The 26,153-nt window shown below is 39.0% G+C and carries 22 protein-coding genes and 1 tRNA gene; 12 read left to right on the top strand and 11 right to left on the bottom strand.

What is annotated here, in order from left to right; genetic code table 11:
• Positions 1 to 2: 2 nt before the first annotated feature.
• The 7 genes from ABS768_RS12780 to ABS768_RS12810 form a co-directional block, all read right to left on the bottom strand.
• Positions 3 to 737: a hypothetical protein gene (locus tag ABS768_RS12780; protein WP_408075348.1), complete on the bottom strand. Its 735-nt coding sequence runs from the start codon at positions 735 to 737 to the stop codon at positions 3 to 5.
• Positions 710 to 1,843, bottom strand: coding sequence for an AAA family ATPase (locus tag ABS768_RS12785; RefSeq protein WP_408075349.1), 1,134 nt, complete (start codon positions 1,841 to 1,843; stop codon positions 710 to 712). Before ABS768_RS12785 ends, ABS768_RS12780 begins: the two co-directional genes overlap by 28 nt.
• Before the next feature lie 36 nt (positions 1,844 to 1,879).
• Entirely contained in the window at positions 1,880 to 2,512 is a 633-nt protein-coding gene (locus ABS768_RS12790) for a hypothetical protein (RefSeq protein ID WP_408075350.1), read from the bottom strand.
• 185 nt (positions 2,513 to 2,697) lie between these two features.
• A tRNA-Ser gene (locus tag ABS768_RS12795) sits at positions 2,698 to 2,785 on the bottom strand.
• Between the two features lie 47 nt (positions 2,786 to 2,832).
• A complete protein-coding gene (locus ABS768_RS12800) occupies positions 2,833 to 3,864 on the bottom strand; it encodes an asparaginase (RefSeq protein WP_408075351.1) in 1,032 nt (343 codons plus the stop codon).
• Positions 3,854 to 4,990: a 1-acyl-sn-glycerol-3-phosphate acyltransferase gene (locus ABS768_RS12805; protein WP_408075352.1), complete on the bottom strand. Its 1,137-nt coding sequence runs from the start codon at positions 4,988 to 4,990 to the stop codon at positions 3,854 to 3,856. The genes ABS768_RS12800 and ABS768_RS12805 overlap by 11 nt, the downstream gene beginning before the upstream one ends.
• A 68-nt stretch (positions 4,991 to 5,058) precedes the next feature.
• Positions 5,059 to 5,826, bottom strand: coding sequence for a TatD family hydrolase (locus ABS768_RS12810; RefSeq protein ID WP_408075353.1), 768 nt, complete (start codon positions 5,824 to 5,826; stop codon positions 5,059 to 5,061).
• A 96-nt stretch (positions 5,827 to 5,922) separates the two neighbouring features.
• On the opposite strand from ABS768_RS12810, the gene ABS768_RS12815 reads away from it, so the two are divergent.
• The 3 genes from ABS768_RS12815 (at position 5,923) to ABS768_RS12825 (ending at position 8,069) form a co-directional block, all read left to right on the top strand.
• Complete coding sequence (locus tag ABS768_RS12815; protein WP_408075354.1) at positions 5,923 to 6,360, top strand: retropepsin-like aspartic protease; 438 nt, start codon at positions 5,923 to 5,925, stop codon at positions 6,358 to 6,360.
• 66 nt (positions 6,361 to 6,426) lie between these two features.
• Positions 6,427 to 7,509 (top strand): T9SS type A sorting domain-containing protein, encoded by a 1,083-nt coding sequence (locus tag ABS768_RS12820; protein ID WP_408075355.1) that lies wholly within the window; start codon positions 6,427 to 6,429, stop codon positions 7,507 to 7,509.
• A gap of 107 nt (positions 7,510 to 7,616) precedes the next feature.
• Positions 7,617 to 8,069 (top strand): hypothetical protein, encoded by a 453-nt coding sequence (locus ABS768_RS12825; protein WP_408075356.1) that lies wholly within the window; start codon positions 7,617 to 7,619, stop codon positions 8,067 to 8,069.
• Between the two features lie 69 nt (positions 8,070 to 8,138).
• Here the strand turns inward: ABS768_RS12825 and odhB are convergent, their stop codons facing one another.
• Both odhB and ABS768_RS12835 read right to left on the bottom strand, forming a co-directional pair.
• Complete coding sequence (odhB, locus tag ABS768_RS12830) at positions 8,139 to 9,365, bottom strand: 2-oxoglutarate dehydrogenase complex dihydrolipoyllysine-residue succinyltransferase (protein WP_157484154.1); 1,227 nt, start codon at positions 9,363 to 9,365, stop codon at positions 8,139 to 8,141.
• 56 nt (positions 9,366 to 9,421) lie between these two features.
• Entirely contained in the window at positions 9,422 to 12,199 is a 2,778-nt protein-coding gene (locus tag ABS768_RS12835; protein ID WP_408075357.1) for a 2-oxoglutarate dehydrogenase E1 component, read from the bottom strand.
• A 115-nt stretch (positions 12,200 to 12,314) separates the two neighbouring features.
• Between ABS768_RS12835 and ABS768_RS12840 the strand changes: the two genes are divergently transcribed.
• Positions 12,315 to 12,854: a hypothetical protein gene (locus ABS768_RS12840; protein ID WP_408075358.1), complete on the top strand. Its 540-nt coding sequence runs from the start codon at positions 12,315 to 12,317 to the stop codon at positions 12,852 to 12,854.
• 79 nt (positions 12,855 to 12,933) lie between these two features.
• The gene (locus tag ABS768_RS12845) at positions 12,934 to 13,536 is read left to right on the top strand and encodes a hypothetical protein (RefSeq protein WP_408075359.1); all 603 of its coding nucleotides are present in this window, start codon (positions 12,934 to 12,936) and stop codon (positions 13,534 to 13,536) included.
• 301 nt (positions 13,537 to 13,837) lie between these two features.
• Here the strand turns inward: ABS768_RS12845 and ABS768_RS12850 are convergent, their stop codons facing one another.
• Both ABS768_RS12850 and ABS768_RS12855 read right to left on the bottom strand, forming a co-directional pair.
• On the bottom strand, positions 13,838 to 14,188 hold the full coding sequence (locus tag ABS768_RS12850) for a hypothetical protein (protein WP_408075360.1): 351 nt from the start codon (positions 14,186 to 14,188) through the stop codon (positions 13,838 to 13,840).
• Positions 14,188 to 15,162, bottom strand: coding sequence for a polyprenyl synthetase family protein (locus ABS768_RS12855; protein ID WP_408075361.1), 975 nt, complete (start codon positions 15,160 to 15,162; stop codon positions 14,188 to 14,190). Before ABS768_RS12855 ends, ABS768_RS12850 begins: the two co-directional genes overlap by 1 nt.
• 141 nt (positions 15,163 to 15,303) lie before the next feature.
• On the opposite strand from ABS768_RS12855, the gene ABS768_RS12860 reads away from it, so the two are divergent.
• From ABS768_RS12860 to ABS768_RS12890, 7 genes are all read left to right on the top strand, one after another.
• Complete coding sequence (locus tag ABS768_RS12860; protein ID WP_408075362.1) at positions 15,304 to 15,903, top strand: TetR/AcrR family transcriptional regulator; 600 nt, start codon at positions 15,304 to 15,306, stop codon at positions 15,901 to 15,903.
• A gap of 80 nt (positions 15,904 to 15,983) precedes the next feature.
• Positions 15,984 to 16,577 (top strand): TetR/AcrR family transcriptional regulator, encoded by a 594-nt coding sequence (locus ABS768_RS12865; RefSeq protein ID WP_408075363.1) that lies wholly within the window; start codon positions 15,984 to 15,986, stop codon positions 16,575 to 16,577.
• Positions 16,578 to 16,606: 29 nt separating this feature from the next.
• Positions 16,607 to 17,980, top strand: a complete 1,374-nt coding sequence (locus tag ABS768_RS12870) for a TolC family protein (RefSeq protein WP_408075364.1) — start codon at positions 16,607 to 16,609, stop codon at positions 17,978 to 17,980.
• 19 nt (positions 17,981 to 17,999) lie between these two features.
• Positions 18,000 to 19,157, top strand: a complete 1,158-nt coding sequence (locus ABS768_RS12875; RefSeq protein WP_408075365.1) for an efflux RND transporter periplasmic adaptor subunit — start codon at positions 18,000 to 18,002, stop codon at positions 19,155 to 19,157.
• Positions 19,158 to 19,180: 23 nt separating this feature from the next.
• Complete coding sequence (locus tag ABS768_RS12880) at positions 19,181 to 22,639, top strand: efflux RND transporter permease subunit (protein ID WP_408075366.1); 3,459 nt, start codon at positions 19,181 to 19,183, stop codon at positions 22,637 to 22,639.
• Between the two features lie 267 nt (positions 22,640 to 22,906).
• Positions 22,907 to 25,354 carry a TonB-dependent siderophore receptor gene (locus tag ABS768_RS12885; protein ID WP_408075367.1) on the top strand — a complete coding sequence of 816 codons (2,448 nt, stop codon included), beginning with the start codon at positions 22,907 to 22,909 and terminating at the stop codon, positions 25,352 to 25,354.
• Positions 25,355 to 25,418: 64 nt separating this feature from the next.
• A complete protein-coding gene (locus tag ABS768_RS12890) occupies positions 25,419 to 26,150 on the top strand; it encodes a DUF4198 domain-containing protein (RefSeq protein WP_408075368.1) in 732 nt (243 codons plus the stop codon).
• Positions 26,151 to 26,153: the final 3 nt, after the last annotated feature.

A 26,153-nucleotide genomic window follows, 5' to 3' on the forward strand; every position in this document is an offset into this window, starting at 1 on the left:
TGTTAATAATCTGAATACGTTAAACGGAATGAACTTACACTAAGTGGCATAAATTCGGTTTTTGGCAGCAAAGCATAGGTATTTTCCTTATCCCATAAAATGATATTATCACCATTAGGATCTATTGCCTTTTTAGCAAAAGCATATAACTGCGGAAACTCAAAATCATAACCTGTAGGCAACAGCATATCGCCTCCCATCCAATAGGTTTGTCCTTCCAAAGGGAGCAATGGTGCACCCGCCAGTAAAACGGAATCGTTAATAACTACCCACGACAAAACTCTTAAACGAATTGCCGGGGCAGTAGTGATATATTGCCCTGCTTTTTTAGCCTTTACCAGTAAAGCAACCGGTTCACGCTCTGTCTCTGCAGGAACTATCCTTACATCTACCTTTTGGGAAATACCAAAATAATTATGATTAAAAGACGGAAGTTCTACAGATAAAATTCTTGAAAGTGAAGACCACAGCAGTGTACCGTCCATCTTTTTTTCAGGAAGAGCATTACCTTTTAAAAACAAAAGATTATCCCTTTGATAGTATAGTTTTTTATACGGAATACTTTGTATTTCAACACTATCCACCTGCTTGGCAGTAATATCTTTAATCCATAAAACATTGTTACCTGGTGCAGCCTTCAGGTTTTCCCAATGACGGATATTGCTTAAAAAACTCTTGTCCTTTAAAGCAATTTCCATCAGGTAGGTATTTACACCGTTTGAAGTATTTTCTGCCATAACGCTTCTATTTCCTCATGGATATATTGTTTTTTCTCTCCGTTTTTAATCCAGTCGCAACGTGACTGTAAATACCTTAGTTTATCCTTTATTATATTTCTTTCGTCGTAAGAAAGATTTTCCTCTCCCCATTTTTTAGAGAGTTCATTAATATCTTTCAATACCTCTTCGGCATTAGGTACCTTATTGAACATAGCCTGCGGATGGGTCCTGTCATGGCTTTCGTCTTTCTCAATAATTGCATTTATTATACCCTCCAGGACTTCAACCTGTTCTTCGGTATCCCAAATGTATTTTAAAACCCACATATCTGAAGTTACTGCTTTATCCCTGCCACAAACCAATGCGCTTGCAGCAATAAGGTTTTGCAGTTTTACCGCACGCCTGTCTGACACCTTAATACCAGTATTACGCAGGTTATGCACTATATTTACATATTGTTCACGTATTCCCGAAAGGTCTACCCCCTTACATTCGGTTTGCAGGATTTTTGCATCTTCAATAGAAATTAACGATCCCTGTCCCTTTTCCCTTTTTTCCAGTTCCCTTCCTGCAAGGAGTACCTCATGCAGTAAATCAGGCTCTACATAATCACATTGAATGCGTACTAAAAAACGATCTAACAGAGCATTAAGCGCCTCGTCTTCGGGCAGTACATTACTGGCGCCCACAAACATTAAAGCAGGGAGTTTATAGGTTTCCTTACCTCTCCTGAATATTTTTTCGTTAAGCGCCATTAAAAGGCTGTTAAGAATTGCTGAATTGGCATTGAATATCTCATCCAGAAATACCATGCTGGCTTCGGGCATCATTCCCTGAATATTAGTTACAAGCTCACCTTCTTTTAGTTTCCTGATATCAAACGGACCGAAAATCTCATTTGGCTCTGTAAAACGTGTTAGCAGGTATTCAAAATTATTACCTCCTTCTATCTTATCAGAAAGGGCTCTTACAATAGCACTTTTAGCAGTACCGGGAGGCCCCAGCAAAAAAGCATTTTCTTTTGCTACAAGGCTAATTCCTAAAAGATCTATAATTTCATCTTTGCCAACAAAGGCACTTTTTAGCTCGGCTAAAACGGCATTTAGTTTTTGTATGCTTGTCATGGTATAAAGGTGTGTTAATCGTAGTGATAAATATAGTTATATGGTAAGTTGTTCCCAAAAGATTTTTTTATGATCTCCCAGGCATTCATTAAGCCATTGCTTAACCTGATCGTTTCCGGCAAAAGCAATATCCCTTCTTTCTATAATCCTATCAAGGTATAATTGCTTAAAACACTGATTGGTATTGAGTATAGAAAAATTAAAATTGCCCAGGTTTGCATCAAACCCTATAACTGAATAATGAAATTTTTCCAGATGTTTGTTTAAAACAGGTATAAGCAAATCTTCGGGATCTGCAGCTTTTAACATTGCAACTATCTGTGGCAGGAATCTCAGGCATAAATCGGCCGAAAGTAAAGCTGAAGCATTAGGTTCTTTAGAATAATCAGGAAGAATTGTGGTGAGTTGCGAGGTTTCATCCTTTCTGTACAGGTATAGCTGTGCAGCATAATATAATGTGGTAGCTCCCCATAATGCAGCTTCATCATCAAAGACAGGTGCCAAATAGGGATAATCAGTACTTTCCCTTTCATACTCAGATTTTAAAAAATCAAGTGCAGCTGCTTTTTCACTACGCGGAATATCACTGCGCTCATTATAAAGCACAATCTCTCCTATTGTACGTGTTTTGTATAAGGTTTCTAAGAATGGTTGTTTTGGTTGCTGCATGTCACTGCATTAAAAAAACAAAAGAAATGATTTATACAGAAATATGAAAGTAAAATCTTTATAATTAATTAGTTTTCCCTAGCCAGTACAACATGCAATGCACAGATCCAATTTTTATTATTCACTCGATAGAAATTATAAACAAAATAAAAAAGCCCAGTGATTACTGGGCTTTTTTATTTTAGCAGAGAGGAAGGGATTCGAACCCTCGATGCCCTTTTGGAGCATACACACTTTCCAGGCGTGCGCCTTCGACCACTCGGCCACCTCTCTAAATTATTGCGGCTGCAAAAATAGTATTAAATAGTTTATATCAAAAATTATTGTGACAATTCTCCGCAAACAGGAGCTTCAAATATTGTTTTAAAGTCGGCTACAGGTGTACCCTTACCTAACAGGTACATCAATTTGGTTATGGCAGCTTCGGTAGTGATATCAGCCCCCGAGATAACCCCTATTTCCTTTAGCTTGGTACTGGTCTCATAATGCCCCATGTTAACACTACCCCCAGAGCATTGCGTTACATTTACAATGTACAGTCCGCGATTAATGGCATCCTGCAGTATGTTTATAAACCAGTCTTCGGTAGGTGCATTGCCGGAACCATACGTTTCCAGCACTACCCCTTTAAGCTCCGGAGTGTTTAGGATGGAAGTAAGCACCTTTTCGTTAATGCCCGGAAATATTTTTATGATAACCACATTATCATCCAGCTTATAATGCACGTTAAGATCTTTGTTCCCGTCGGCTTTAAGCAGTAATTCCTTATTGATTTTTAGATGCACCCCTGATTCTGCCAGTGGCGGATAGTTAGGCGATGTAAAGGCATTAAAATGCTCGGCACTAATCTTAGTAGTACGGTTACCTCTGTACAGTTTGTATTCAAAATACAATGATACCTCCCTAACACCTGGGTGATTGTTATGTCTTAACGAAGCGATTTGTATAGCCGTGATAAGATTTTCCTTAGCATCGGTACGCAAGTCACCAATAGGAAGCTGAGAACCTGTAAATACAACAGGCTTGTTAAGTCCTTCCAGCATAAAGCTTAATGCAGAAGCCGAGTACGACATAGTATCTGACCCGTGCAGGATAACAAATCCGTCAAAGTCATCATAATGCTCTTCTATCATTTTTGCCATTTGAGCCCATTGGGCCGTGTCCATGTTAGAAGAATCTATAGGAGTTTCAAAAGACACCGTCTCTATGTTACAGTCCAACTGTTTGAGTTCGGGTATCCTTTGTAATAGTTTTTTAAAGTTGAATGCTTTTAATACACCGGTTTCAAAATCCTTAACCATACCAATGGTACCTCCGGTATAAATAAGTAATATAGTAGGTTTAGATTGCATTTTGATATTTCATTTTATTAACCACCGGATTGGCATACATAGCCAGGAACCCTTCTCTTAAAACCTTATTGTCGTTATCAATACGCATTTCAAGGCGTCGTTCAAACAACTGTTTTTCCTTATCGGTATAATATTTTGAAAAACGGGTCGTATCGTTTAGTAAATCGTAAGCAATATAATTTGTAGGCCAAAGCTTGTAAGTGGTAAGTATTGACTCGTCTATTACCTGAGCCAGTGCCTGTATTTGTTTATTCTGGTTATCAAACTCATCGGCAATCTTGTCCAAATCATCCGTAAGCATATCACCCACATGAATATGGATTCTTTTCTTTTGCCCCATGATTCCGCTTAACAGCGTAATGAAATCCTCATTCTTTTCCTTAATGTAAATCTCATCTTTGGCTTTAGCCAAAAGCTGTGGCATTTTCAGCATATCGGTAGGGTCATACTCATACGATATGGAAACCGGAACTATTTTAAGCTTTTTAAAATAATGCATAAGGTTCTTCTCGTCAGACCCCATCGCAAGCATTTTAAGCACTCCCTGCTGGGTAGCATCGTCACCATCTTTAGTCCTACCCTCTCGCTGTGCTATCCAAACCGAACGGTTTTCACGGTTAAGCAACTGGCAAATGTATTCAGACATCAGTTTAGAGCTTTGCAGTAATTCCCTTGGCGGAAGATTACGCTGTACCAAAAAGTTTCGGTTAAGTCGTGAAAGCACATGTAAAAATGTTTTCTGCACCAGGTTATCACCAATGGCAGAAGCCGTCATTACAAGTCCGTGATCGTATAATGAAACATTAAGCAGTGAGGTATCCAGTATTATATCCCTGTGGTTTGAAATAAACAGGTACGGAGTATGCGGTTCCAGTTTTTCGAACCCTGAAGTAGTAAGGCCTTCTGAGCTTTTTTCCAACACCTTTTGTACGGCGTGGTAAATAAAATTAATCTGAAAATCCCTTTTAGAATGCGTCTTTCTCAGTTGCTCTGCCCACACCGTTTCTTCAACATCGGGGAAAGCAAAACTCATAAGCGCTTTCATCATAGGGTGGTGTATAACGCTGCAAATAGCTTCATTCACCTCGGTATCATAAAAGGGCCTGATATGGTCAAATTTCGACATGTACTTCTTTAGGGTTAAAACAGTTTACAAAAAAACAAAAAAAATATCAATTTTACAGGAATTCTGCGTTAAATCCCGAAAATATCTAAAGCATTCTTCGTTGTTATTTCGGCTATTTCAGCTAGATTTTTATTGTAAATAAGCGCCAGTTTTTCAGCTACCAGTTTAGTATAACTACTCTCGTTTCGCTTACCTCTGTGAGGTACAGGCGAAAGATAAGGCGAATCGGTTTCCAACACTATGTTACTGATTGGTATATCATTAAGAAACTGATCTATCTTACCATTCTTAAAAGTTACTACACCACCAATACCCAATTTCATATTATAGGAAATAGCCTGTTGTGCCTGTTCAAAATTACCGGTAAAACAGTGGAAAATACCAAACAGGTCGTCTCCTTTTTCCGACTCCAGTACTTCAAAAACCTCATCAAACGCATCCCTGCAGTGAATGTTTATTGGCAAATTATATTTTTTAGCCAGTTGTATCTGGTGCTTAAAAGCATACTGCTGCTGCTTTAATGTCGATTTATCCCAATACAAATCTATACCTATTTCCCCCACAGCCGCAAACTTACGTTTGGCAAGCTCGCGTTCCACATGAGCCAGTTCTTCCTCATAATTATCTTTTACATAGGTAGGATGTAGTCCCATCATTAAAAACACATTATCAGGATATTTAGCTTCAAGCTCATACATAGATTGGGTATAAGATGAATCTATAGACGGCACGAACAAACGGGTAACTCCGGCATCAAAGGCACGTTGTATCATCTGGTCGCGGTCTTCGCTAAACTCTTCACTGTATAAATGGGTATGTGTATCTGTCAAAATCATTATAAAAGCTTTTGGGCTGCAAAATTACAAAGCCTTATGGTTTTTTGCCTTAATAATATTATATTTTAAAGTATTTTTGGAATGCAATAAAAAACTATGGAAAACTTACACCTCACACTTAAAGAAAAAGGCTACAAACGCATAAAATTTAAAATATCAAAAACACAGCACCTTTTAATAAAAGGAAAAATAAACGGAATTGAAGGAACTTTTATCCTGGACACAGGAGCTTCAAACAGTTGCGTGGATTTTGAAGGTATTGAACGTTTTGAGCTTAGTGCAGACGATTCTGACACTAAAGCTGCGGGAGCCGGAGGTATAGGTATGACCACACAAACATCGGTTAAAAACACCCTGCGACTGGGACACTGGAAAGACAAAAACCTCGGACTGGTGATTTTTGACATGTCTCACGTTAACGAAGCACTTAGGCAATACAAAGCCAAACCGGTACATGGTATTTTAGGCGCTGACATTTTAATGAAAGGCAAAGCAATTATCGACTACTATAACCACTGCGTTTATCTAAAATAAACAAAGACAATGCTTTACCATGTAGTTTTTTTCCTATATTAGCACTCTAACAAAAAACCACGCTATATGAAAAAATTACTACTATTACTTTTAGGAGGCATCACCTATGCACAGCCCAATATGGGCAACCCAAATGATTTATGGGCTTGTGATACTAATTCAGACGGGTATACTGTATTTGACCTTACTCTAAATGACGCTGCTATCCTTAACGGATTAAACAGTAACGATTATGCCGTTAACTATTATGAAACCAGTATAGATGCAGAAAACGGACTAAACCCCATACCTGGCCCTACAAACTACACTAACAATGTAGCTCCATTACAAAGTATTTATGCAAGGTTAACCGAAAACGGAGACTCTTCTAACTATGCCGTAGCCTATTTTACAATTAGTGCAGCACTACCGCCTGTTATTAATACTCCGGAAGATATAATAGCCTATAGCAACACTATAGACCTTACAGTAAACAATACCCAAATTTTAGGTGACCTTAACAGTGAGGAGTATACCATTACTTTTTACAATACAGAAACCGGTGCATACGTAGCTGCACCGCAAATATCGACTCCCGAAACATATAACGCTCTAAATGGAGAAACCATATGGGTAAGGGTTGAGAGCATCGAAACAGGATGTTTTTCTGTAGCTTCAATGATTATATACATAACTTCGCATGCTCCTACAGGAGTAAACGAGCAGTATTTTAATGAAGGGGAAAACCTTAGCGTTCTGGAAGCTGAAGGTGAGAACATACAGTGGTATGACAGTACGGGGAGTGACACACCACTACCATTAACAACTCTACTTGTAGACAATACAACTTACTATGCTACACAAACTGTAGAAGGAATGGAAAGTATGGAAAGGTTTGCTGTAACTGCACACATGACATTAGGACTGGAAGAGCAATTATTCCAATCACTAACCTATTATCCTAACCCTGTAAGCAACATACTTACACTAAGCAATGCTAATACTATTAGCAATGTGGAAGTATACAATCTGCTAGGACAAAAAGTTTTTGCTAAGGGTTTTAGCAATACCGAAATACAAATAGACCTGTCTAACCTTGAAACCGGAATATACATGGTTAAAGTAAGCTCTCAGGAAGCACAAAAAACAATAAGGATACAAAAACAGTAATCATTGTCTCCTCATAATAAAAAAGACCTCTGTGTTTACAGAGGTCTTTTTTATTTTATGACTCGTAGCTTTTTTCTGTATATTGCGCAACCAAACAACTCAATTTTATGAAAAAAGCACTTTCGCTGATACTTTTCAGCTTTATGGCGGTTGCATTAAATTCATGCACCGGAGAAGACGACACCCCGTCTCAGGGAGGGTCGGTTAAGTTTAAACTTGACGGAACACAAAAGGAACACGTTATCTGTATTATTACCCAAACAGAACCTCAACCGGGAGAAACCGTACTGGTACTTACCTCATCAAATACTGAGGAAACAGGTGTTTTCCGTTACGAAATAGCCTTAGGGGACACTGGTAGCAACATTACACCCGACTTTATTGCTTACCAGCTTTCTAACAAAATGATGGTGGCTAATGAAGGTGAATACCAAACCAACGTATCTGTTAACAGTAACGGACATTTAAAAGGAACGTTCTCAGGTACCTTTAGAAGTAACCTTACCAATGATGATGAATTTATCACCATTACCGATGGTACTTTTGATGTACACTATTAATTTTTGATAAAGCAACAAAAAAGCCCCTGCATTACTGCAGGGGCTTTTTTGTTGTATACTGACTTGTTATTATAGTTCTAACGCTTTTCTTGCATTACCATCCATAAGCAGTTCTACCGGATTTTCTAATCCTTCTTTAACCGCTACAAGGAAACCTACCGACTCACGACCGTCAATAATTCTGTGGTCATAAGAAAGTGCCACATACATCATTGGGTGAATCTCAACCTTACCGTCTACAGCAATAGGACGCTCAATAATGTTGTGCATACCAAGAATACCTGACTGTGGAGGGTTGATAATTGGAGTAGATAACATACTACCGAATACACCACCGTTAGTAATAGTGAATGTACCACCTGTCATATCATCCACAGTGATTTGTCCGTCACGCGCACGAAGGGCAAGACGCTTAATTTCTGCCTCAATACCACGGAAAGTTAATGCCTCAGCATTTCTTACCACCGGTACCATAAGACCTTTAGGACCTGATACTGCAATAGAAACGTCTACAAAGTCATAAGATACTTTGTAATCACCGTCCATCATAGAATTTACATCAGGGTATAGTTGTAATGCTCTAACAACCGCTTTAGTGAAGAATGACATAAAGCCAAGGCTTACACCAGCGTGTTTCGCTTTAAATTCATCTTTAAACTCAGCACGTACTTTGTTTATAGGCGTCATGTTCACCTCGTTGAAGGTAGTAAGCATTGCTGTTTCGTTTTTAGCCGAAACAAGACGCTCTGCCACTTTTCTTCTAAGCATAGAAAGCTTAGTACGCTCACTCGCGCGGTTACCACCTGTAGGAGTACCCATAGAAGCTTTTGCATTTACAGCATCATCTTTAGTTACTCTACCGCCTTTACCTGTACCTGTTACAGTAGCAGGATCAATGTTTTTCTCGTCTAATATTTTTCTTGCCGCAGGCGAAGGTGTTCCTGTAGCATATGTTTTCTCTGCAGGAGCTTCTTTCTTAGGCTCTTCTTTTTTCTCTTCAGCCTTTGGAGCCTCTTCTTTTTTCTCCTCTTTAGCAGGAGCAGATCCTTCCGGTTTTGCCGCACCAGTATCTATAAGGCAAACAACCTGGCCTACAGCTACTGCATCTCCTTCTTCAGCTTTTAGTGTAATGATACCGCTAGCCTCAGCAGGAAGTTCTAGTGTTGCTTTATCTGAATCAACTTCGGCAATTGCCTGGTCTTTTTCTACATAATCTCCGTCACTTACCAGCCATGTTGCAATCTCAACTTCTGTTATTGATTCCCCCGGCGAAGGAACTTTCATTTCTAAAATCATGTCAGTATAATTTTATTTGCGTTGTTGTTAATCTATTGAAAATCAAAAATACGATATTAATTAAATAAATCTTTATCAAAAACCATTGCTATAGCAGTAGCATGACGTTTTTTAGCACGTGTATAACTACCTGCTGCAGGAGCACTATAGGCTTTTAATGATGCCACCCTGAACTTAACCTCGGTAAAGTTCATTAACATATAGCTGTAAGCCCCCATGTTTCTTGGCTCTTCCTGTGCCCACACATAATCGTCGGCGTTAGAATATTTGGCAATCACTTCTTTTAACTGCTCTACCGGTAACGGGAACAGCTGCTCCAGCCTTACAAAAGCCACATCGTCACGGCCCAGGTTTTCTCTTTCGGCTACAAGATCGTAGTAAAACTTACCGGTACAGAATACCAGTGTTTTTACTTTTTTAGCATCTGCTGCCGGATCGTCAATCACCTCGTGGAATGTTCCTTCTGCCAGTTCCTCTACTGTAGAAACCGCCGCAGGATGACGCAGTAAGCTCTTAGGTGTAAACACGATAAGCGGCTTTCTGAACGTGGTTTTCATCTGCCTTCTTAATAAGTGGAAGAAGTTAGCAGGCGTAGTACAGTCGGCTATATACATATTGTGGTTAGCACAAAGCTGCAGGTAACGTTCCATACGTGCAGAAGAGTGTTCTGCACCCTGACCTTCATAACCGTGTGGCAGTAACATTACAAGACCATTTTGGTTATTCCATTTATCTTCGGCAGCCGAAATGTACTGGTCAATCATAATCTGAGCACCGTTTGAGAAATCACCAAACTGTGCTTCCCAAATAGTAAGTGTTCTTGGACTTGCCAGTGCATAACCATAATCAAAACCTACAACACCATACTCTGAAAGCAGTGAGTTGTAAACCTGGAAATTACCATTTTGCTCTTTAAGCCTGTTAAGTAGCACTACCTCTTCTTCAGAGTCTTCTACCTTAACAACAGCATGACGGTGAGAGAAGGTACCCCTCTCCACATCCTGACCGGATAAACGCACGTTATACCCTTCTGTAAGAAGCGAACCGTAAGCTAAAAGCTCACCCATTGCCCAGTCCAGCTTATCGTTCTCGAAGTACATCGCCTTACGGTCGTTGATAAGCTTTTGTATCTTATTAATGAATTTTTTGTCTGTAGGAAGTTGTGTGATAACCTCAGCAATCTCGGTAAGCATCTCTTTAGAGAATGCCGTGTTTACCTTTTGAAGCATTTGCTCTTCTGTAGCCTGAGAGAACCCTTCCCACTCGTTTTGCATAAACGGAGTGATAATGGTAAGGTCTTTTTTCCTTGAAGCCTCAAGGTTTTCCTCAAGCACAGCTTTGTACTGCTGCTCCAGCTCTTTCACAAAACCTTCCTGAATTACACCACTGCTTAAAAGCTCGGCAGCATAAATATCTCTTGGGTTTTTGTGCTTAGCAATTATTTTATAAAGTTTTGGCTGCGTGAAACGAGGCTCATCACCTTCGTTGTGACCGTACTTTCTGTAACCTAAAAGATCGATAAATACGTCTCCGCCAAATTTCATTCTGTAATCAAGTGCAAACAACATAGCATGTACCACTGCCTCTACATCATCGGCATTTACGTGAAGTACCGGAGAAAGGGTAACCTTAGCAATATCTGTACAGTAAGTAGATGTACGTGCATCAAGGTAGTTAGTGGTAAAACCAACCTGATTGTTTACAACAAGGTGAATAGTACCTCCGGTTTTGTAACCGTCAAGACCAGCCATTTGTACAATCTCATACACTATACCCTGACCTGCAATCGCAGCATCACCGTGTAATGCAATAGGAAGTACCTTAGAGTTGTCTTCAGGGTAATACTTATCCTGTTTTGCCCTTGCAATACCTTCAATCACCGCACCTACAGTTTCAAGGTGCGACGGGTTTGGTGCAAGGTTAATGTTTATATTTTTACCTGTTCTTGTTTTCTTGTCGGCAGTAAGACCAAGGTGGTATTTTACGTCACCGTCAAACAGGGCATCATCATCATAATCCTTTCCGTCAAACTCACTAAAGATATCTGAAGTCGACTTACCAAAAATATTAGCAAGTACATTTAGACGTCCCCTGTGTGCCATACCCATTACAAACTGCTCTACTCCTTTCTCGGCAGCAGCCTCAACAAGGGCGTCAAGTGCCGGGATAAGAGCCTCTGCTCCTTCAAGCGAGAAACGTTTTTGACCCACATACTTAGTATGAAGGAAGTTCTCGAAAGCAACAGCTTCGTTAAGTTTTAAAAGGATGTGCTTTTTAGCCTCATCAGAGAAAGCCGGTAAATTTTCATTTACCCCAAGCCTGTCCTGAATCCACCTTCTAACCTCAGGGTTACGAATATACATATACTCAACACCAATGTGCTGGCAGTATACTTTTGTTAAGTGATCGATGATTTGCCTAAGAGTAGACGGCTGTAAATTGATCTCTTTTGCTGCATCAAAAACAGTGTCTAAATCGGCGTTGGAAAGTCCGAAGTTCTCAAGATCTAAGGTTGGAGTGTAAGTCCTTCTGTCCCTAACCGGATTGGTTTTGGTAAAAAGGTGTCCTCTTGTCCTGTAGCCTTCAATAAGGTTAAGCACCTTGAACTCTTTCTGTATCTTTTCAGGAACTCCCGAAAAGTCTGGCGCTGCTGCACCGTTTTGTTGTGGAACGGCTTCAAATAAGCCTGACCCGTAATCCGAAGCTGCAAAGTCAAATCCCTGGAAAAAACTTCTCCAGCTAGGCTCTACACTGTCAGGATTTTCTATATATTGTTCATACAAATCTGCAAAAAAAGCAGTATGTGCTGCGTTTAAAAAGGAAAACCTGTCCATACTAATGTCTTTATGACCTTTGTTTTAAAAAATTTTATGCAAAAGTACAATATTTGTAATAATCTTTCAGTGTTTTTTATATATTTATATTCATAAACCTACAACCTTTACCAACATGAAATCAGGCTTTTTGAGTTTTTTAACAAAAACGGGTATCGCAATAGCTTTTTGCCTTACATGCATAAGCGCCAAAGCCCAAAATAATAGTGATTTTTGGAGGAGGGTACGTTTTGGCGGTGCCATAGGCGCTTCCTTCGGAAATAACTATACCGATGTTACCCTTGCGCCGGGCGCATTATATGAAGTTAACCCGTATTATGGAGTTGGTTTATCCCTGCAGGGAACCTATGTACAGCAAAAAGATTTTTATGAATCGTGGATGTATGGAGGATCAATAATAAACGTTTTTAACCCTATACCGCAAATACAAATTTCTGCTGAACTGGAACAACTAAGGGTAAACCTTGATTTTGACGAGAGATATACCGATTTTTACGGTAATCAGGACAGGGATTTCTGGAATACCGCACTGTTTTTAGGAGCAGGTTATCGCGCACAAAATGTAACCTTTGGTATTCGCTACAATGTGTTGTATAACGACAACGACTACGTTTACAGCGAAGCCTGGATGCCGTTTATAAGGGTTTATTTTTAATCATCTCTTATACAGGCATCATAATGCAAATACAATTTAAATCGTTTTATTTGCAACCGAAAACCAACAAAACCACACCATGATAATATACGGAGCTGCCGGTAAAGAAACCGGAGGAGGCAAAATAAGAACAACCTGCATTAACTGCCAGGAACCAACCACTATTAACATTTTAATAGTACAGCGTTATGCTCATATATATTGGATTCCGTTTTTCCCCTCAGGAAAAAAAGCGGTTTCAGAATGCAGCAACTGTAATCACGTTTTAGAGAAGAAAAACTTCCCTGAAAAATACAAAAACGGCTATGAAGAAATAAAGTCACGCACAAAAACACCTATATGGATGTTTACAGGTGTTGGCATTATTGCTTTGATTATTATTGCACTTTTCATAGTAGGTAGACAAAACGACTCTGAAAACGCCGAACTCGCACTATCACCTCAAAAAGGGGATATTTATGAGATTAAGCTTTCTAACGAACAGTACACCATTTACAAAGTAGACAAAGTAGAAGGCAATACTGTGTATTTTTTTGAAAACGAATACATGACCGATAGGTTAAGCGGAGTTGAAGAACTTTTAGAAAAACCATTTACCACAGAAAGTTATCCGGTTATGAAAACCGACCTAAAAGTGATGCTGGAGAATGGTGAAATTATGGATATAGAAAGACCTGAATAAAAATTTCAATAAAACATAGTGCTACAAACTGATTTATTGAAGAAATAAAAAAACAAAGAATTTACCTGCAAAAATATCGCTTACCCAAAATGAAGAGCAAAGAAACAAAAGAAATTAGCGATGAGAATAAAAAGGCATATACCATTAAATACACCATCCATAAAAGGAAGTTACTATAACAGTTAACATAATGCAGAAACGAAGAAAAAAGCCAGGTAAAAATGACTCCGCTAATACTTACTATAAAAACCTTAGTTAAAAATGATATTTTTTTCTGCATTGTTAAGGTGTGTTATATCAATTAAAACCTGTTTCTAAACCACACCTTCTGCCATTCCCTTTTAAGTATCAAAAAAGCCACCTGCTCGGCCAGTTCGCTTAAATCGCCACCGTTAAGGCTTTTTATTTCTTTTTCTGGAACATCTATTATATAAAGCAGGTTAAGGTATTCGCCAAACTTATACTGTATAAGCTTATACACCTTTTCATGCAGCTCTATTTTAAGGCTTATAGGAGTAATGGCAACATCAAAATCTACCGGTTCATTTGCCAGGGCAAAGTCCTTATTAACCTGCTCAACCAGTTTAACATAAAGCGACTCCTTCTGTGCTTCAGAAAGCAGTAAGTCAGTATTGGCGGGAGCTATGTACATTATACCTTACGTTGCATTAAGTTTTCACCAAAAGCCCTAAGCATGGCTTTCTTACTATCATCAATATCCAGTTTTGCCAGCGTATCAAACGCTTTGTGCGTATATTCCTCTATAGCTTTTTTGGTTTGGGTATCAGCTCCGCTTGTGGTAAAAATATTCTTTACTACCTCTACCTTTTCATCGCTGTTTTCCGGCTGCAGGCAAAACAGTTCTTTAAGCTGCTCTTTGCTAACATCGTCGCCATACTGCAATGCCATTAGATAAAGGTATGTTTTTTTGTTTTCGATAATATCACCGCCTACCTGCTTGCCAAAAGTTTCGGGATCACCAAAAGCATCCAGGTAATCGTCCTGTAACTGGAAGGCAATACCCAGGTTTCGGCCAAAGTCATAAATCAAATCGGCATTCTCCGGAGAGGTTTTTGCCACTATAGCACCCATTTTCATAGCTGCTCCAACCAACACGGCTGTTTTGTATTCAATCATTTTAAGGTATTCGGGAACAGTTACATCATTCCTTTCCTCAAAATCAACATCCCACTGCTGCCCTTCACATACCTCAAGCGCCGTTTTACTGAATAGCTTTGCCAGGTCACGGAAGGTTTCAGGCTCATAAGCCTCAAAATAACGGTAGGCCATTATAAGCATAGCATCACCCGAAAGGATAGCGGTATTGGTATTCCATTTTTCATGCACGGTTTCCTTACCTCTTCTCAGAGGGGCATCGTCCATAATATCGTCATGCACCAGCGAGAAATTATGAAAGATCTCAACCGCTACTGCCGCCGGAAGGGCTTCCTTGCAGTCGGCATTAAAAATTTCGGCAGCCATTAAGGTAAGTACCGGACGCATTCTTTTACCTCCTAACGATAAAATGTATGCTGCGGGCTCATATAAATTAACCGGATCTTTTACTACTGAAAGTGCATTGAAATAATCTGAAATTACCTGCTGATAGTGCGATATAGCTTGCATGAAATATTTTTTTGCTAAAGTAAACCCTTTCAGTTTTTTAACCAAGTATTATTTTTTTGATAAAATTTTACAAAAAAACTACGGAAACTTTTTTGGTTTTAAAAGTTTCCTTTATACATTTGCCCCATCTTAATACATTGAATGAGAGATACTATATTAAAAAAAGCAAACGAAATGTTTCTTGCCTATGGTTTTAAAAGCGTTACCATGGACGATATTGCAACAGAGCTGGGCATATCCAAAAAAACTATATATCAGCACTTTGCAAACAAAAACGACCTGGTAGAAGCAAGTACCGACCATCTGTTTGAAACAGTATCATGCGGTATAGATAACATTAGAGAGCAGGATAAAAACTCTATTGAAGAGATTTTCATCATACGCAGCTTTATGATGCAGCAGTTAAACAACGAGAGTGCCTCTCCGTTTTATCAGTTGCAAAAGTTTTTCCCAAAAATATTCTCATGCCTTCGTGCCAAACAGTTTGAAAAGATGAATGACTGCATGATAGAAAACCAGGCTAAAGGCATAGAACACGGCTTATACAGGCCGGATATTGATGTAAATTTTATATCCAGAATGTATTTTACCGGATTAACCGGTATTAAGGATAGTGATGTTTTCCCTATAGACCAGTTTAATGCATATGAGCTTACACAAAAATTCTTAGAATATCATTTAAGGGCCATAGTCACACCAAAAGGATTAAAAATACTGGAGGGTTTGATAAAAACCGATTAAATAAAATTTAACATAAAAGTTTGTTACAAACAGCCTACTTTTGCGTTAACAAAAATGTCAAACATTAAAGTTAAACAAATATGTCAATACAGGAAATAGACATAGACACCGAAGAGTTGATAAAAGAAACTGCCAAAAGAGTGTTTTTTGGCGAAGGTCGTTTTAAGGCCACAACACAGGAGATTGCCGATGCCGCAGGTGTAAACAGGACGCTAATAAACTACTATTTCAGATCCAGAAATAATCTTTTTGAAATTGTTTTTCAGGATGCCCAAACTAAGGAGAATGCCATAGCAGAACAGATTATTTTTTCTGACCTGCCTTTCCACCAAAAAATAGAGAAATACCTTGACCTGTTTTTTGAGCAGGCAAAAAAGTACCCCTATCTGGAAATATATATGGTTACACAAATGAATCAGGGAAGTTGTTTTAAAGACCCTGATACTATGAACAGAATGCTGGACAAGTTTTACCTTGAAATAGCTTTGGAAATGGAAAAAGGTAATATAGCCAAAATGAGGCCTGAACAGTTTATGCTAAACCTTATATCGCTTACCTCCTTCCCTGTTTCTATGCGACCACTATTACAGGAAAGCATGGGCATGAGTAATGAAGCTTACGATTCACTTATAGAAGAGCGTAAGAAAATAGTAATGGATACCCTTTTTAAATAATAATCATCAAATCAATTAACACAGTTAGTATGGAGAAAATCATCAATTCTTTAAACGGTAAAGCCCTAAGGCGTTTTGCTGCTGCATTGATTCTCTTGTCTGTACTCCCTTCACAGGCACAGGAAGAGCCTCAAAGCTATTCCTTTAGCCTTAACGAGGCAATACAGCACGCCATGGAATATAACTACAAGGTTATAAACTCGGGCAGGGATATAGAAGCGGCAAACAAGAAAAAATGGGAAACCATTGCAACGGGTTTACCACAAATTAGCGCAAGCGGTAATTACCAGTACAATTTCGAGCTGCAAAAATCGGTTGTACCTGCCGAATTCTTCGGTGGTAACCCCGGCGAATTTGTAGAAGTGGCCTTTGGTACAAAGCATTCGGTTGATGCTAAGGCTACACTTAACCAGCTGATTTTTGACGGAACATACATAGTAGGCCTTAAAGCGGCAAGGGTATATCTGGACTACTATCAAAGTTCCAAGCAAAAAACAGACATCGACGTAAAAGAACAGGTTATAAACGCTTATGGCAACGTATTGCTTCTGGAAGAAAGTGTAAGCATACTTGAAAAAAACAAGGAAACACTGGAAAAAAACTACCACGAAACCAATGAGAGCTTTAAAAACGGGCTATCGGAAGAGGAAGATGTGGAGCAAATTTCTATTACACTTGCTACCATTAACAGCTCCCTTAAAAACTCAATAAGAGTAAGGGAAATTTCCTTAAATATGCTTAAAATAATACTAGGCATTGAACTGGACGATCAACTTACACTTACCGATAATCTGGAAGACCTGACCACCGAAAACCTTGATATTACAGTTGCAGCAGAAGGTTTTAATGTAGAGCAGAATATTGACTACAGGCTGGGACAGATAAACACTATCCAGAAAGAGCTTTTAATGAAACAGGAAATGAGCAAGGCACTGCCTACGCTTTCCACAAACCTTGCTTTTGGTTACAACGGGTTTAACAACAACTTTGACTTCTTCCAGAGAAACCAGCAGTGGTTAAACTATTCGTATTTAGGATTAAGCCTTAACGTACCTATTTTTAGTAGCCTTGGTCGTAGTGCCAGGACTCAGCAAGCAAGAATCGCTTTAGAACAGGCAAAAACCCAGCAGGAAGAACTGGAACAAAACCTTAAGCTGGAATACCAGCGCGCAAAAAGTGAATATGAGTATAGTATTGAAGAATACTTTACCTCAAAAAACAACCTGAAGCTTGCAGAACGTATTGAGAACAAACAACAAATAAAATTTAAAGAAGGTTTATCCAGTAGTTTTGAGTTTACAGAAGCACAACGTCAGTTGTACTCGGCACAGCAAAACTTTCTGGAATCGATGACCGAAGTGATAAACAAAAGGGCTGCCCTTGAAAAACTAACCGCACAATAAAGCACCTAAAATTTAAGAGATGAAAAAATTAGCATATATCACTACACTATCCCTTATGATGTTTTCATGCGGGGAAAAGAAATTAAACGTAGACGAAGTCGTTGAGACTAATGATATAAAAAAGATAAGAGAAGTACGCGAACAAGTACAAACCGAATATGATAAACTGACTGCCGATCTTGCCAAAATAGACAAGGCAATCGATTCGCTTGACCCTAACAGAAGCCGTGTACTGGTTAGAACTATAACCGTGAAAGATACATCATTTGTACACTACATAGAGATACAGGGTAATGTAGACACTAAGCAAAACATCCTTATTTACCCTGAAATATCAGGTATACTACAACAGCTTAATGTAAAAGCCGGACAAAAAGTATCTAAAGGACAGGTACTTGCAAGAATAGACGATGGTGGTGTTAGCGCACAACTGGCTCAGGCTCAGGCGCAGTTAAGTCTGTCGCAAACTACTTTTGACAGACAGAAAAGGCTTTGGGACCAAAAAATAGGTAGTGAAATACAATACCTACAGGCTAAAACGTCACTGGAAAGTCAGCAAAAGGTGGTAGACCAGCTTCAGTCACAATTAAACAAATCGGTAGTAAGAGCTCCGTTCACAGGAACTATAGACGAGGTAATGACCGAAAGAGGTAAAGTTGTAGCTCCGGGTCAGGAACTATTCAGAATAGTAAACCTAGGTGATATGTATGTTTCGGCTACCGTGCCTGAAACCTATTTAAGTCAGCTAAAACTTGGTGCACCTGTAGAGGTACATCTTAACGCTATAGGTAAAACCTACAAAGGTAAAGTACGTCAGGTGGGTAACTACATCAACCCTAATAACAGAACTTTTGGTATTGAAGTAGCACTTCCAAACCCTGATAACCTTTTACGCCCTAACCAGGTAGCAGTACTTAAAATTGAAGATTACAAAACCGATACTGCACTATTGCTTCCTGAAACAATCATTCAGCAAAAAGCAGGAGGAAGACTTGTGGTATACGGCTTAGACAAATCGAATAAAGAAGAAATCAAAGCTGTTGAAAAAACCATTGAAACCGGTTATACTTCTAAAGGTTATGTTGAGATCAAATCAGGTATCAAAAAAGGCGACGAAATTGTTACCGATGGTGCTAAGAGTATTAAAGAAGGCTCAACTGTAGAAATCATTAAATAAAACAAACTCATAACACAACCAAAATGAGTAAAAAAATAGAGAAAAGTTTCGGTATTTCCACCTGGGCCATTAACAACAAGATGACAGTTTATGTTATCACGGCCATTTTATTTTTAGGCGGACTTATCTCCTACTATTCCATGCCAAGGGAAAGCTTCCCTGAAATTAAGGAGACTAAGATATATGTAAGCTCCATAAATCCCGGCAACTCTGCTGAGGATGTGGAGAAACTGATAACCAAACCCCTTGAAGACGAGTTTAACAACATATCGGGGGTTACAAAAATAACCTCAAACACGCTGGAAGACTATTCCATGGTACTGGTGGAGTTTGATGAGGATATTACTGTTGAAGATGCCAAACAAAAGGTAAAAGATAAGGTAGATAAAGTAAAGGCAGATACCGAATGGCCAACCCTTGACGGCGGTGCTAAAGTAGAACCTAACGTATTTGACCTAAATATTGCCGAGGAGACTCCTATACTAAACGTTAACCTTACGGGTGACTTTACATCGGAAAAACTAAAGGAGTTTGCCGAATATCTTGAAGACCACATAGAAAGGCTTCCGCAAATTAAAGAAGCTGCCATTCGTGGTGCAGAAGACAAAGAGGTCGAAATTGCTGTAGACATCTACAAAATGGCTTCGGCTAAAGTAAGCTTTGAAGATATTATTAATGCCGTAAAATATGAGAACAAAACCATATCAGGTGGTAGTGTAACGTTAGACGGTATCAAGAAAAATATTAGGGTAATTGGTGAAATCAGCGATCCGGCACAGCTTAACAACATTATCGTTAAACATCAGGACGGTAAAGTATACCTTAAGGATATAGCAAAAATTACCTTTAAAGAAAAAGAAAGAACCACTTATGCCAGGGAATATGGTAACCCTGTAGTTATGCTTGATATTAAAAAGCGTAGTGGTAAAAACATGGTTGAAGCTGTAGATGGCGTTAAGGAGATAATCAGCAAGGCACAGGAAAACTATTTCCCTAAAGGACTTAATATTACCTATGCTAACGACCAGTCTACAAGAACAATTGCACAGGTAGACGACCTTGTAAACAACATCATTTTTGGTGTGGTACTGGTAGTTGTGGTACTTATGTTTTTTCTTGGGTTACGCAATGCTCTCTTCGTAGGTATAGCTATCCCGCTATCGATGTTCATGTCATACATGATACTGGCAGCACTGGGCATTACCCTTAACACCATGGTACTTTTTGCCCTTGTAATGGGACTGGGTATGCTGGTAGATAATGGTATTGTGGTTGTAGAAAACGTATACTCACTTATGAGTCAGGGTATGTCGCGCAAAAAAGCGGCTATCGAAGGTATTGGTGAAATTGCATGGCCTATTATAGCCTCTACCGCTACTACACTGGCGGCCTTCTTCCCGCTTGGTTTGTGGCCGGGTACTATGGGTAAATTTATGATTTATTTCCCAATGACACTTTCTATCGTACTGGGCTCATCGCTGTTTGTAGCACTGGTTATCAATGCCATGTTCACTTCAGACTTCATGAGGCTTGAGGAGAAAGAGATGCCTAAAAAGAAAATGATATTGCTTAGTGCCATTATTGGGGGTATAGGGTTAATAACTCTTGTTATAGGTTTCTCCAGTGGATCGGGAGCTGCAAAAGGTATGGGTAACCTTATGCTTTTCTTTGTAATCATGATGTGGGTATACAAGTACTTCCTGCTTAAACGTATGGACAAGTTCCAGAGAAACAGTTTGGTTTGGCTTGAAAACAAATACCAAAACTTCCTTGATTTTGCACTTACCGGTTACAGACCACGCTTGTTCTTTCTAGGTACTTTTGGTATACTTATCGCATCGTTTATTGCTGTTGGTGTAAGTCAGCCTAACGTATTATTCTTCCCGGAAAACCAGCCTAACCAGATTATGGTTTATATAGAATTCCCGGAAGGTACAGATATTAAGAAAACCGATGCCTTTACCAAAATCATTGAAGAAAAGGTATATAAAATTGCCAAACAATATGTGGAAGACGGCAGCAATTACATGGTTGAAAGTGCCATTGCACAGGTAGGACAGGGTGCCGGAAACCCGCAAACCGACGGCGGATCTGAAAACGACATGCCTCACAGAGGTAAGGTTACACTTACCATGACTGAGTTTAAATACCGTAAAGGTATAAACAGTCAGGATGTGATGGATAAAATCAGGGAAGCAGTAAAAGGTTATGCAGGAGTATCGGTAATTGTAGAAAAGGAACAAAACGGTCCGCCGGCAGGTTATCCGGTTAATATAGAAATTACCGGAGAGGATTATGACCAGATGCTTGCTGAGGCAGAACAACTGAAAGCCTTTATTAATACCAAAAACATCGCTGGTATTGAAGAACTTAAAATAGATGTAAACAAACAAAAACCGGGAGTAGATATCACGGTAGATATTGATAAGGCGGGTCAGCTTGGTATTACATCAAGCCAGGTAGGACAAACCCTTAGACGATCTATTTATGGTGAAAAAATATCGACTTACAAGGAAGGGAAAGATGACTATGAAATTAATGTAAGGCTGGAAGAAGATCAGCGAAATGACAACGCTGTTCTTTACAATCAGCCGGTAACATTCAGAAATCAGGCAAACGGGCAGCTGGTACAGGTACCAATATCTGCCATAACCGATGCTAAGAACTCTGTTACCTTTAATACTATAAAAAGAAAAAACCTTAAAAGGGTAATCACGGTTTACTCTAACGTTACCACAGGCTATAACGGTAACGACATTGTAGCACGAATCAAAAAGGAACTGGTAAACTACAAAATGCCAAGCGATATTACTTATGCCTTTACAGGAGAGCAGGAAGAGCAGTCTAAAAACATGGGCTTCCTTGTTAAGGCACTACTTATTGCACTGGGCGGTATTGTACTTATCCTTGTGGCACAGTTTAACTCGGTTTCCAAACCTATTATCATCATGACATCGGTATTACTGAGTTTTGGTGGCGTATTCTTCGGTATGGTATTTCTTGGCGATGACTTCGTGATTATCATGACCATGATGGGTATTATATCGCTTGCAGGTATTGTGGTAAACAACGCCATTGTACTTATTGACTATACCCAGCTCCTTATTGACCGTAAACTGGCCGAAAAAGGAATGGATAAAGACGAATTACTTACTAAAGAAGAGTATAAACAACTTATTGTAGAAGGTGGCCGCAGCCGTTTAAGGCCGGTACTTTTAACGGCAATTACAACCGTACTGGGACTTGTACCACTGGCAATAGGTCTTAACATTGACTTCTTTAACCTGTTTATTGAGTACAATCCAAAAATATACCTGGGTGGTGATAACGTAATCTTTTGGGGACCACTGGCTAAAACTGTAATTTACGGTTTGATATTTGCCACGTTCCTTACCCTGGTTATTGTACCGGTTATGTTCTTTATGCTGCAGAAAATTAAAATCTGGCTTAAGAAAAAACCTGCCGAACCTACCCTTCATTAATACTCAATTATATAATTTGTAAATAGCCAAGCAATCTTGTTTGGCTATTTTTTTTGGTTTTGCGCTTCAAAAAAGCCGCTATATCACTGTTAATATTTAACTCATGACCTGATTTTTTTTCACTCCTTTCAAAAAAAAGACTAATTTTTTAATTATAATAAATCTAAATAAACGATTTTTAAGTTTATTTAGAATAATTAAAAATAATTTGGCTGATTGTTTATTGCCCTGTACTTTTGTGCCCATAACAAATACCCATTACAAACAATGAACAACTCAATATTAAAGCAATTACTGTTTTGCTTCTTTTTAATGTGTTCGGTAACTGTATCGGCACAGGAAAGAGCCAAAATAAACGGTACAGTAACTTTAAGCGGAAACACACCGGCCGAAAACATTTCGGTTGTGCTTAAAGGTTCTTCATTTTCTGCTGTAACCAACTCGGCAGGTAGATATGAAATCAAAAATATTAAACCGGGTACTTATGTACTTCGTGTTTCTGCCATCGGTATTACTCCGGTAGAGGAGAACATTACCCTTGAGGCAGGACAAACCATAACAAAAAGCTTTACCCTTTCGGAAAGCCTTGAAGAGCTTAACGAAGTGGTGATAGACGGTAAAGGAAATAAGTTTACCAGAACACAAAGCAGAGTAGTTTCTAAAATGCCGTTAAAGGATATAGAAAATCCACAGGTATACAACGTTATTACAAGCGAGCTTTTAAAAGAGCAGGTAGTTACTAATTTTGACGACGCTCTTAGAAACGCTCCCGGTATAGATAAACTATGGGAATCTACAGGTCGTGGTGGTGATGGTGCCGGTTATTTCTCTTTAAGAGGATTTGCTGTACAGCCAACAATGGTTAATGGTTTACCTAGTATTACAAACGGTAGCCCTGATCCCGCTAACATGGAAAGCATTGAGGTTATAAAAGGCCCGTCAGGCACTTTATTTGGTAGCTCACTGGTTTCTTACGGTGGTTTAATTAACGTAAACACTAAAAAGCCATACAATTACTTTGGCGGAAACATGTCGTACACAGCGGGTACTTACGGATTAAACCGTTTCACTGTAGATGTTAACACTCCGCTTAACGATAGTAAAAATGCTCTTTTCCGCTTAAACGCGGCTTATCATACAGAGAACAGCTTCCAGGATGCAGGGTTCAAAAAATCGCTTTTTGTAGCGCCATCTATCTCTTACAAAGTGAACGACAAATTGTCTTTCCTTGTTAATACTGAATTTTACAACGGTAAAAGCACTAACCAAACAATGCTTTTCCTTGACAGAGGTGCTGAACTTAGAGTTCACGACATGAACGAATTAAAATACGACAGCTACCGTTCTTACACAGGTAACGACCTATACATTGAAACGCCTACTTTCAGTATCCAGGGACAAATGTTCTATAAAATATCTGAACAATGGACATCTCAAACCGTGTTCTCAAGAACATCAGCTAAATCAGACGGATACTACTCATACCTATATGAAGGTACACAATACACTCCTGTAACCGAAGGTATCGTACTAAGTCGCTACATCAGCAAACAAAATTCTGAAACATACGGTACAGATATTCAGCAAAACTTTATTGGTGACTTTAATATCGCCGGCCTTAGAAACAGAATGGTTGTAGGTTTTGACTACTTTAACAGAAACGTAACAAACAACAGCAGCCCTTATGTAACAAATGGTGCAATTTACATAGGTGACAACCTACAACAGTTTAATGAACTTGTATTAGGCATAACAGATCCTGCTGCTTATACAGATGAAACCGGTGTGCTTACTCAGGCAGGTACTGATGCTCTTTTAGGGAACAGTCAAATAAACCCTGTAAAAACTAGTCAGGAAATATTCAGTGCTTATGCTTCTGATGTGATTAACATTACTCCTTCCCTATCAGCTATGTTAAGTTTAAGAGTAGACCGTTTTGCAAACAAAGGTAACCTTAGCACTAAGGCAGACGATTATAACCAAACGGCACTTTCTCCAAAATTTGGATTAGTATACCAGCCTATTCTTGACAAAGTATCGGTTTTCGCTAACTATATGAACGGATTTAGCAATGTGGCTCCAATTGTTTCGGGTACAGGAGAGGAAACTTTCACATTTGACCCTGAGCAGGCTGATCAGTTTGAAGTAGGTACTAAATTAAACCTAATAAACAATAAAGTAACAGCTACATTAAGCTACTACGATATCAAAGTAACGAATACTGTACTTCAGGTAGCTCCAAATGAGTATACTCAGGGTGGTGAGCGCACAAGCAAAGGTTTTGAAGCCAGTGTAGTGGCAAGCCCGGTAACCGGACTTAACATTATAGCAGGTTACAGCTACAACGACAGCCGTCTTGATAAAGCTGCAGAAGGTGATGACTTTGTAGGCAGAAGACCGGAGAGTGCAGGTCCGCAAAACATGGCAAACCTTTGGGCCAGCTATAAGTTTACTACAGGTAAACTAAACGGTTTCGGTCTTGGATTTGGTGGTAACTACGGTAGTGAAAACAAAATATTTAACCGTAATGTTGCAGGTACATTCACACTTCCTGAATACACTGTGTTAAATGCATCTGTTTTCTATAATGCAGAAGCCTTTAGCATCACCCTTAAAATGGATAATATTACAAATAAGGAATACTTTAAAGGTTGGTCTACAATCAGCCCGCAAAAACCAAGAATTTTTGCTGCTAACCTAACGTATAACTTCTAACAAATAATAACAAAACAATCCCCTTCCTGTAATCGAAGGGGATGTTTTAATTTACATAAACACCATGAAAAAATCAGTTTTATTATTGTTATTGCTTTTGGTTTCGGCAAACTCTTTCGCACACTTTATGTGGGTAGAAACCGCTATGACAGGTAAAGTAAACCAAAAACAGGAAGTAAAGGTTTATTTTGGCGAATATACCTATGGCGTAATTGAGGAAGTGAACGGCGAGGCATTTAACAAAATGAAAAAGTTTACGGTATGGGTTGTAGCTCCAAACGGAGAAAAACAACAGCTTGAAATGAAAGCCGGAGTAACTTTTTACAGCGGTTACTTTACGCCAAAAACAAATGGTACACATACCGTAGTGCTTAATAATAATGAAATTGATGTGATAGATTACACTCAGTATGATTTTGGGATATTCAAAACCCATTACCATTCTGTAGCAAAAGTAGAGGTAGGCAATAAAACTGCCGAAACTGCCGCTATAAATCCTGAAGGACTTACCATTGTAGACCTTTCTAAAAAAGTACATACTGAAAAAGGGGAAACTGTTTTAAAGGTGTTATACAAAGGCCAGCCGGTAAAAGAGCAGGAAGTAACTGTTTTCATTTCTGACCTATGGTCTAAAAAAGTATATACTGATGAAAAGGGAGAAATCCGTTTTACATTACCATGGAACACAAAGTATATTCTTGAGGTAACCCGTAAAGAAGAAGTGCCGGGGAACTACAACGGGCAGGACTATCAATTTATATGGCACTGTGCCACTTATGCTATTCCCCTTGGATAAAAA

This window comes from Flavobacterium rhizophilum, assembly GCF_046000485.1.
GTDB classification, from domain to species: Bacteria; Bacteroidota; Bacteroidia; order Flavobacteriales; family Flavobacteriaceae; genus Flavobacterium; species Flavobacterium rhizophilum.

Excerpts from the sequence above, each read along its gene's own strand:
- ABS768_RS12780 (WP_408075348.1), bottom strand. The coding sequence starts at position 737 with ATGGCAGAAAATACTTCAAACGGTGTAAATACCTACCTGATGGAAATT.
- ABS768_RS12785 (WP_408075349.1), bottom strand. The coding sequence starts at position 1,843 with ATGACAAGCATACAAAAACTAAATGCCGTTTTAGCCGAGCTAAAAAGT.
- ABS768_RS12790 (WP_408075350.1), bottom strand. The coding sequence starts at position 2,512 with ATGCAGCAACCAAAACAACCATTCTTAGAAACCTTATACAAAACACGT.
- ABS768_RS12800 (WP_408075351.1), bottom strand. The coding sequence starts at position 3,864 with ATGCAATCTAAACCTACTATATTACTTATTTATACCGGAGGTACCATT.
- ABS768_RS12805 (WP_408075352.1), bottom strand. The coding sequence starts at position 4,990 with ATGTCGAAATTTGACCATATCAGGCCCTTTTATGATACCGAGGTGAAT.
- ABS768_RS12810 (WP_408075353.1), bottom strand. The coding sequence starts at position 5,826 with ATGATTTTGACAGATACACATACCCATTTATACAGTGAAGAGTTTAGC.
- ABS768_RS12815 (WP_408075354.1), top strand. The coding sequence starts at position 5,923 with ATGGAAAACTTACACCTCACACTTAAAGAAAAAGGCTACAAACGCATA.
- ABS768_RS12820 (WP_408075355.1), top strand. The coding sequence starts at position 6,427 with ATGAAAAAATTACTACTATTACTTTTAGGAGGCATCACCTATGCACAG.
- ABS768_RS12825 (WP_408075356.1), top strand. The coding sequence starts at position 7,617 with ATGAAAAAAGCACTTTCGCTGATACTTTTCAGCTTTATGGCGGTTGCA.
- odhB (WP_157484154.1), bottom strand. The coding sequence starts at position 9,365 with ATGATTTTAGAAATGAAAGTTCCTTCGCCGGGGGAATCAATAACAGAA.
- ABS768_RS12835 (WP_408075357.1), bottom strand. The coding sequence starts at position 12,199 with ATGGACAGGTTTTCCTTTTTAAACGCAGCACATACTGCTTTTTTTGCA.
- ABS768_RS12840 (WP_408075358.1), top strand. The coding sequence starts at position 12,315 with ATGAAATCAGGCTTTTTGAGTTTTTTAACAAAAACGGGTATCGCAATA.
- ABS768_RS12845 (WP_408075359.1), top strand. The coding sequence starts at position 12,934 with ATGATAATATACGGAGCTGCCGGTAAAGAAACCGGAGGAGGCAAAATA.
- ABS768_RS12850 (WP_408075360.1), bottom strand. The coding sequence starts at position 14,188 with ATGTACATAGCTCCCGCCAATACTGACTTACTGCTTTCTGAAGCACAG.
- ABS768_RS12855 (WP_408075361.1), bottom strand. The coding sequence starts at position 15,162 with ATGCAAGCTATATCGCACTATCAGCAGGTAATTTCAGATTATTTCAAT.
- ABS768_RS12860 (WP_408075362.1), top strand. The coding sequence starts at position 15,304 with ATGAGAGATACTATATTAAAAAAAGCAAACGAAATGTTTCTTGCCTAT.
- ABS768_RS12865 (WP_408075363.1), top strand. The coding sequence starts at position 15,984 with ATGTCAATACAGGAAATAGACATAGACACCGAAGAGTTGATAAAAGAA.
- ABS768_RS12870 (WP_408075364.1), top strand. The coding sequence starts at position 16,607 with ATGGAGAAAATCATCAATTCTTTAAACGGTAAAGCCCTAAGGCGTTTT.
- ABS768_RS12875 (WP_408075365.1), top strand. The coding sequence starts at position 18,000 with ATGAAAAAATTAGCATATATCACTACACTATCCCTTATGATGTTTTCA.
- ABS768_RS12880 (WP_408075366.1), top strand. The coding sequence starts at position 19,181 with ATGAGTAAAAAAATAGAGAAAAGTTTCGGTATTTCCACCTGGGCCATT.
- ABS768_RS12885 (WP_408075367.1), top strand. The coding sequence starts at position 22,907 with ATGAACAACTCAATATTAAAGCAATTACTGTTTTGCTTCTTTTTAATG.
- ABS768_RS12890 (WP_408075368.1), top strand. The coding sequence starts at position 25,419 with ATGAAAAAATCAGTTTTATTATTGTTATTGCTTTTGGTTTCGGCAAAC.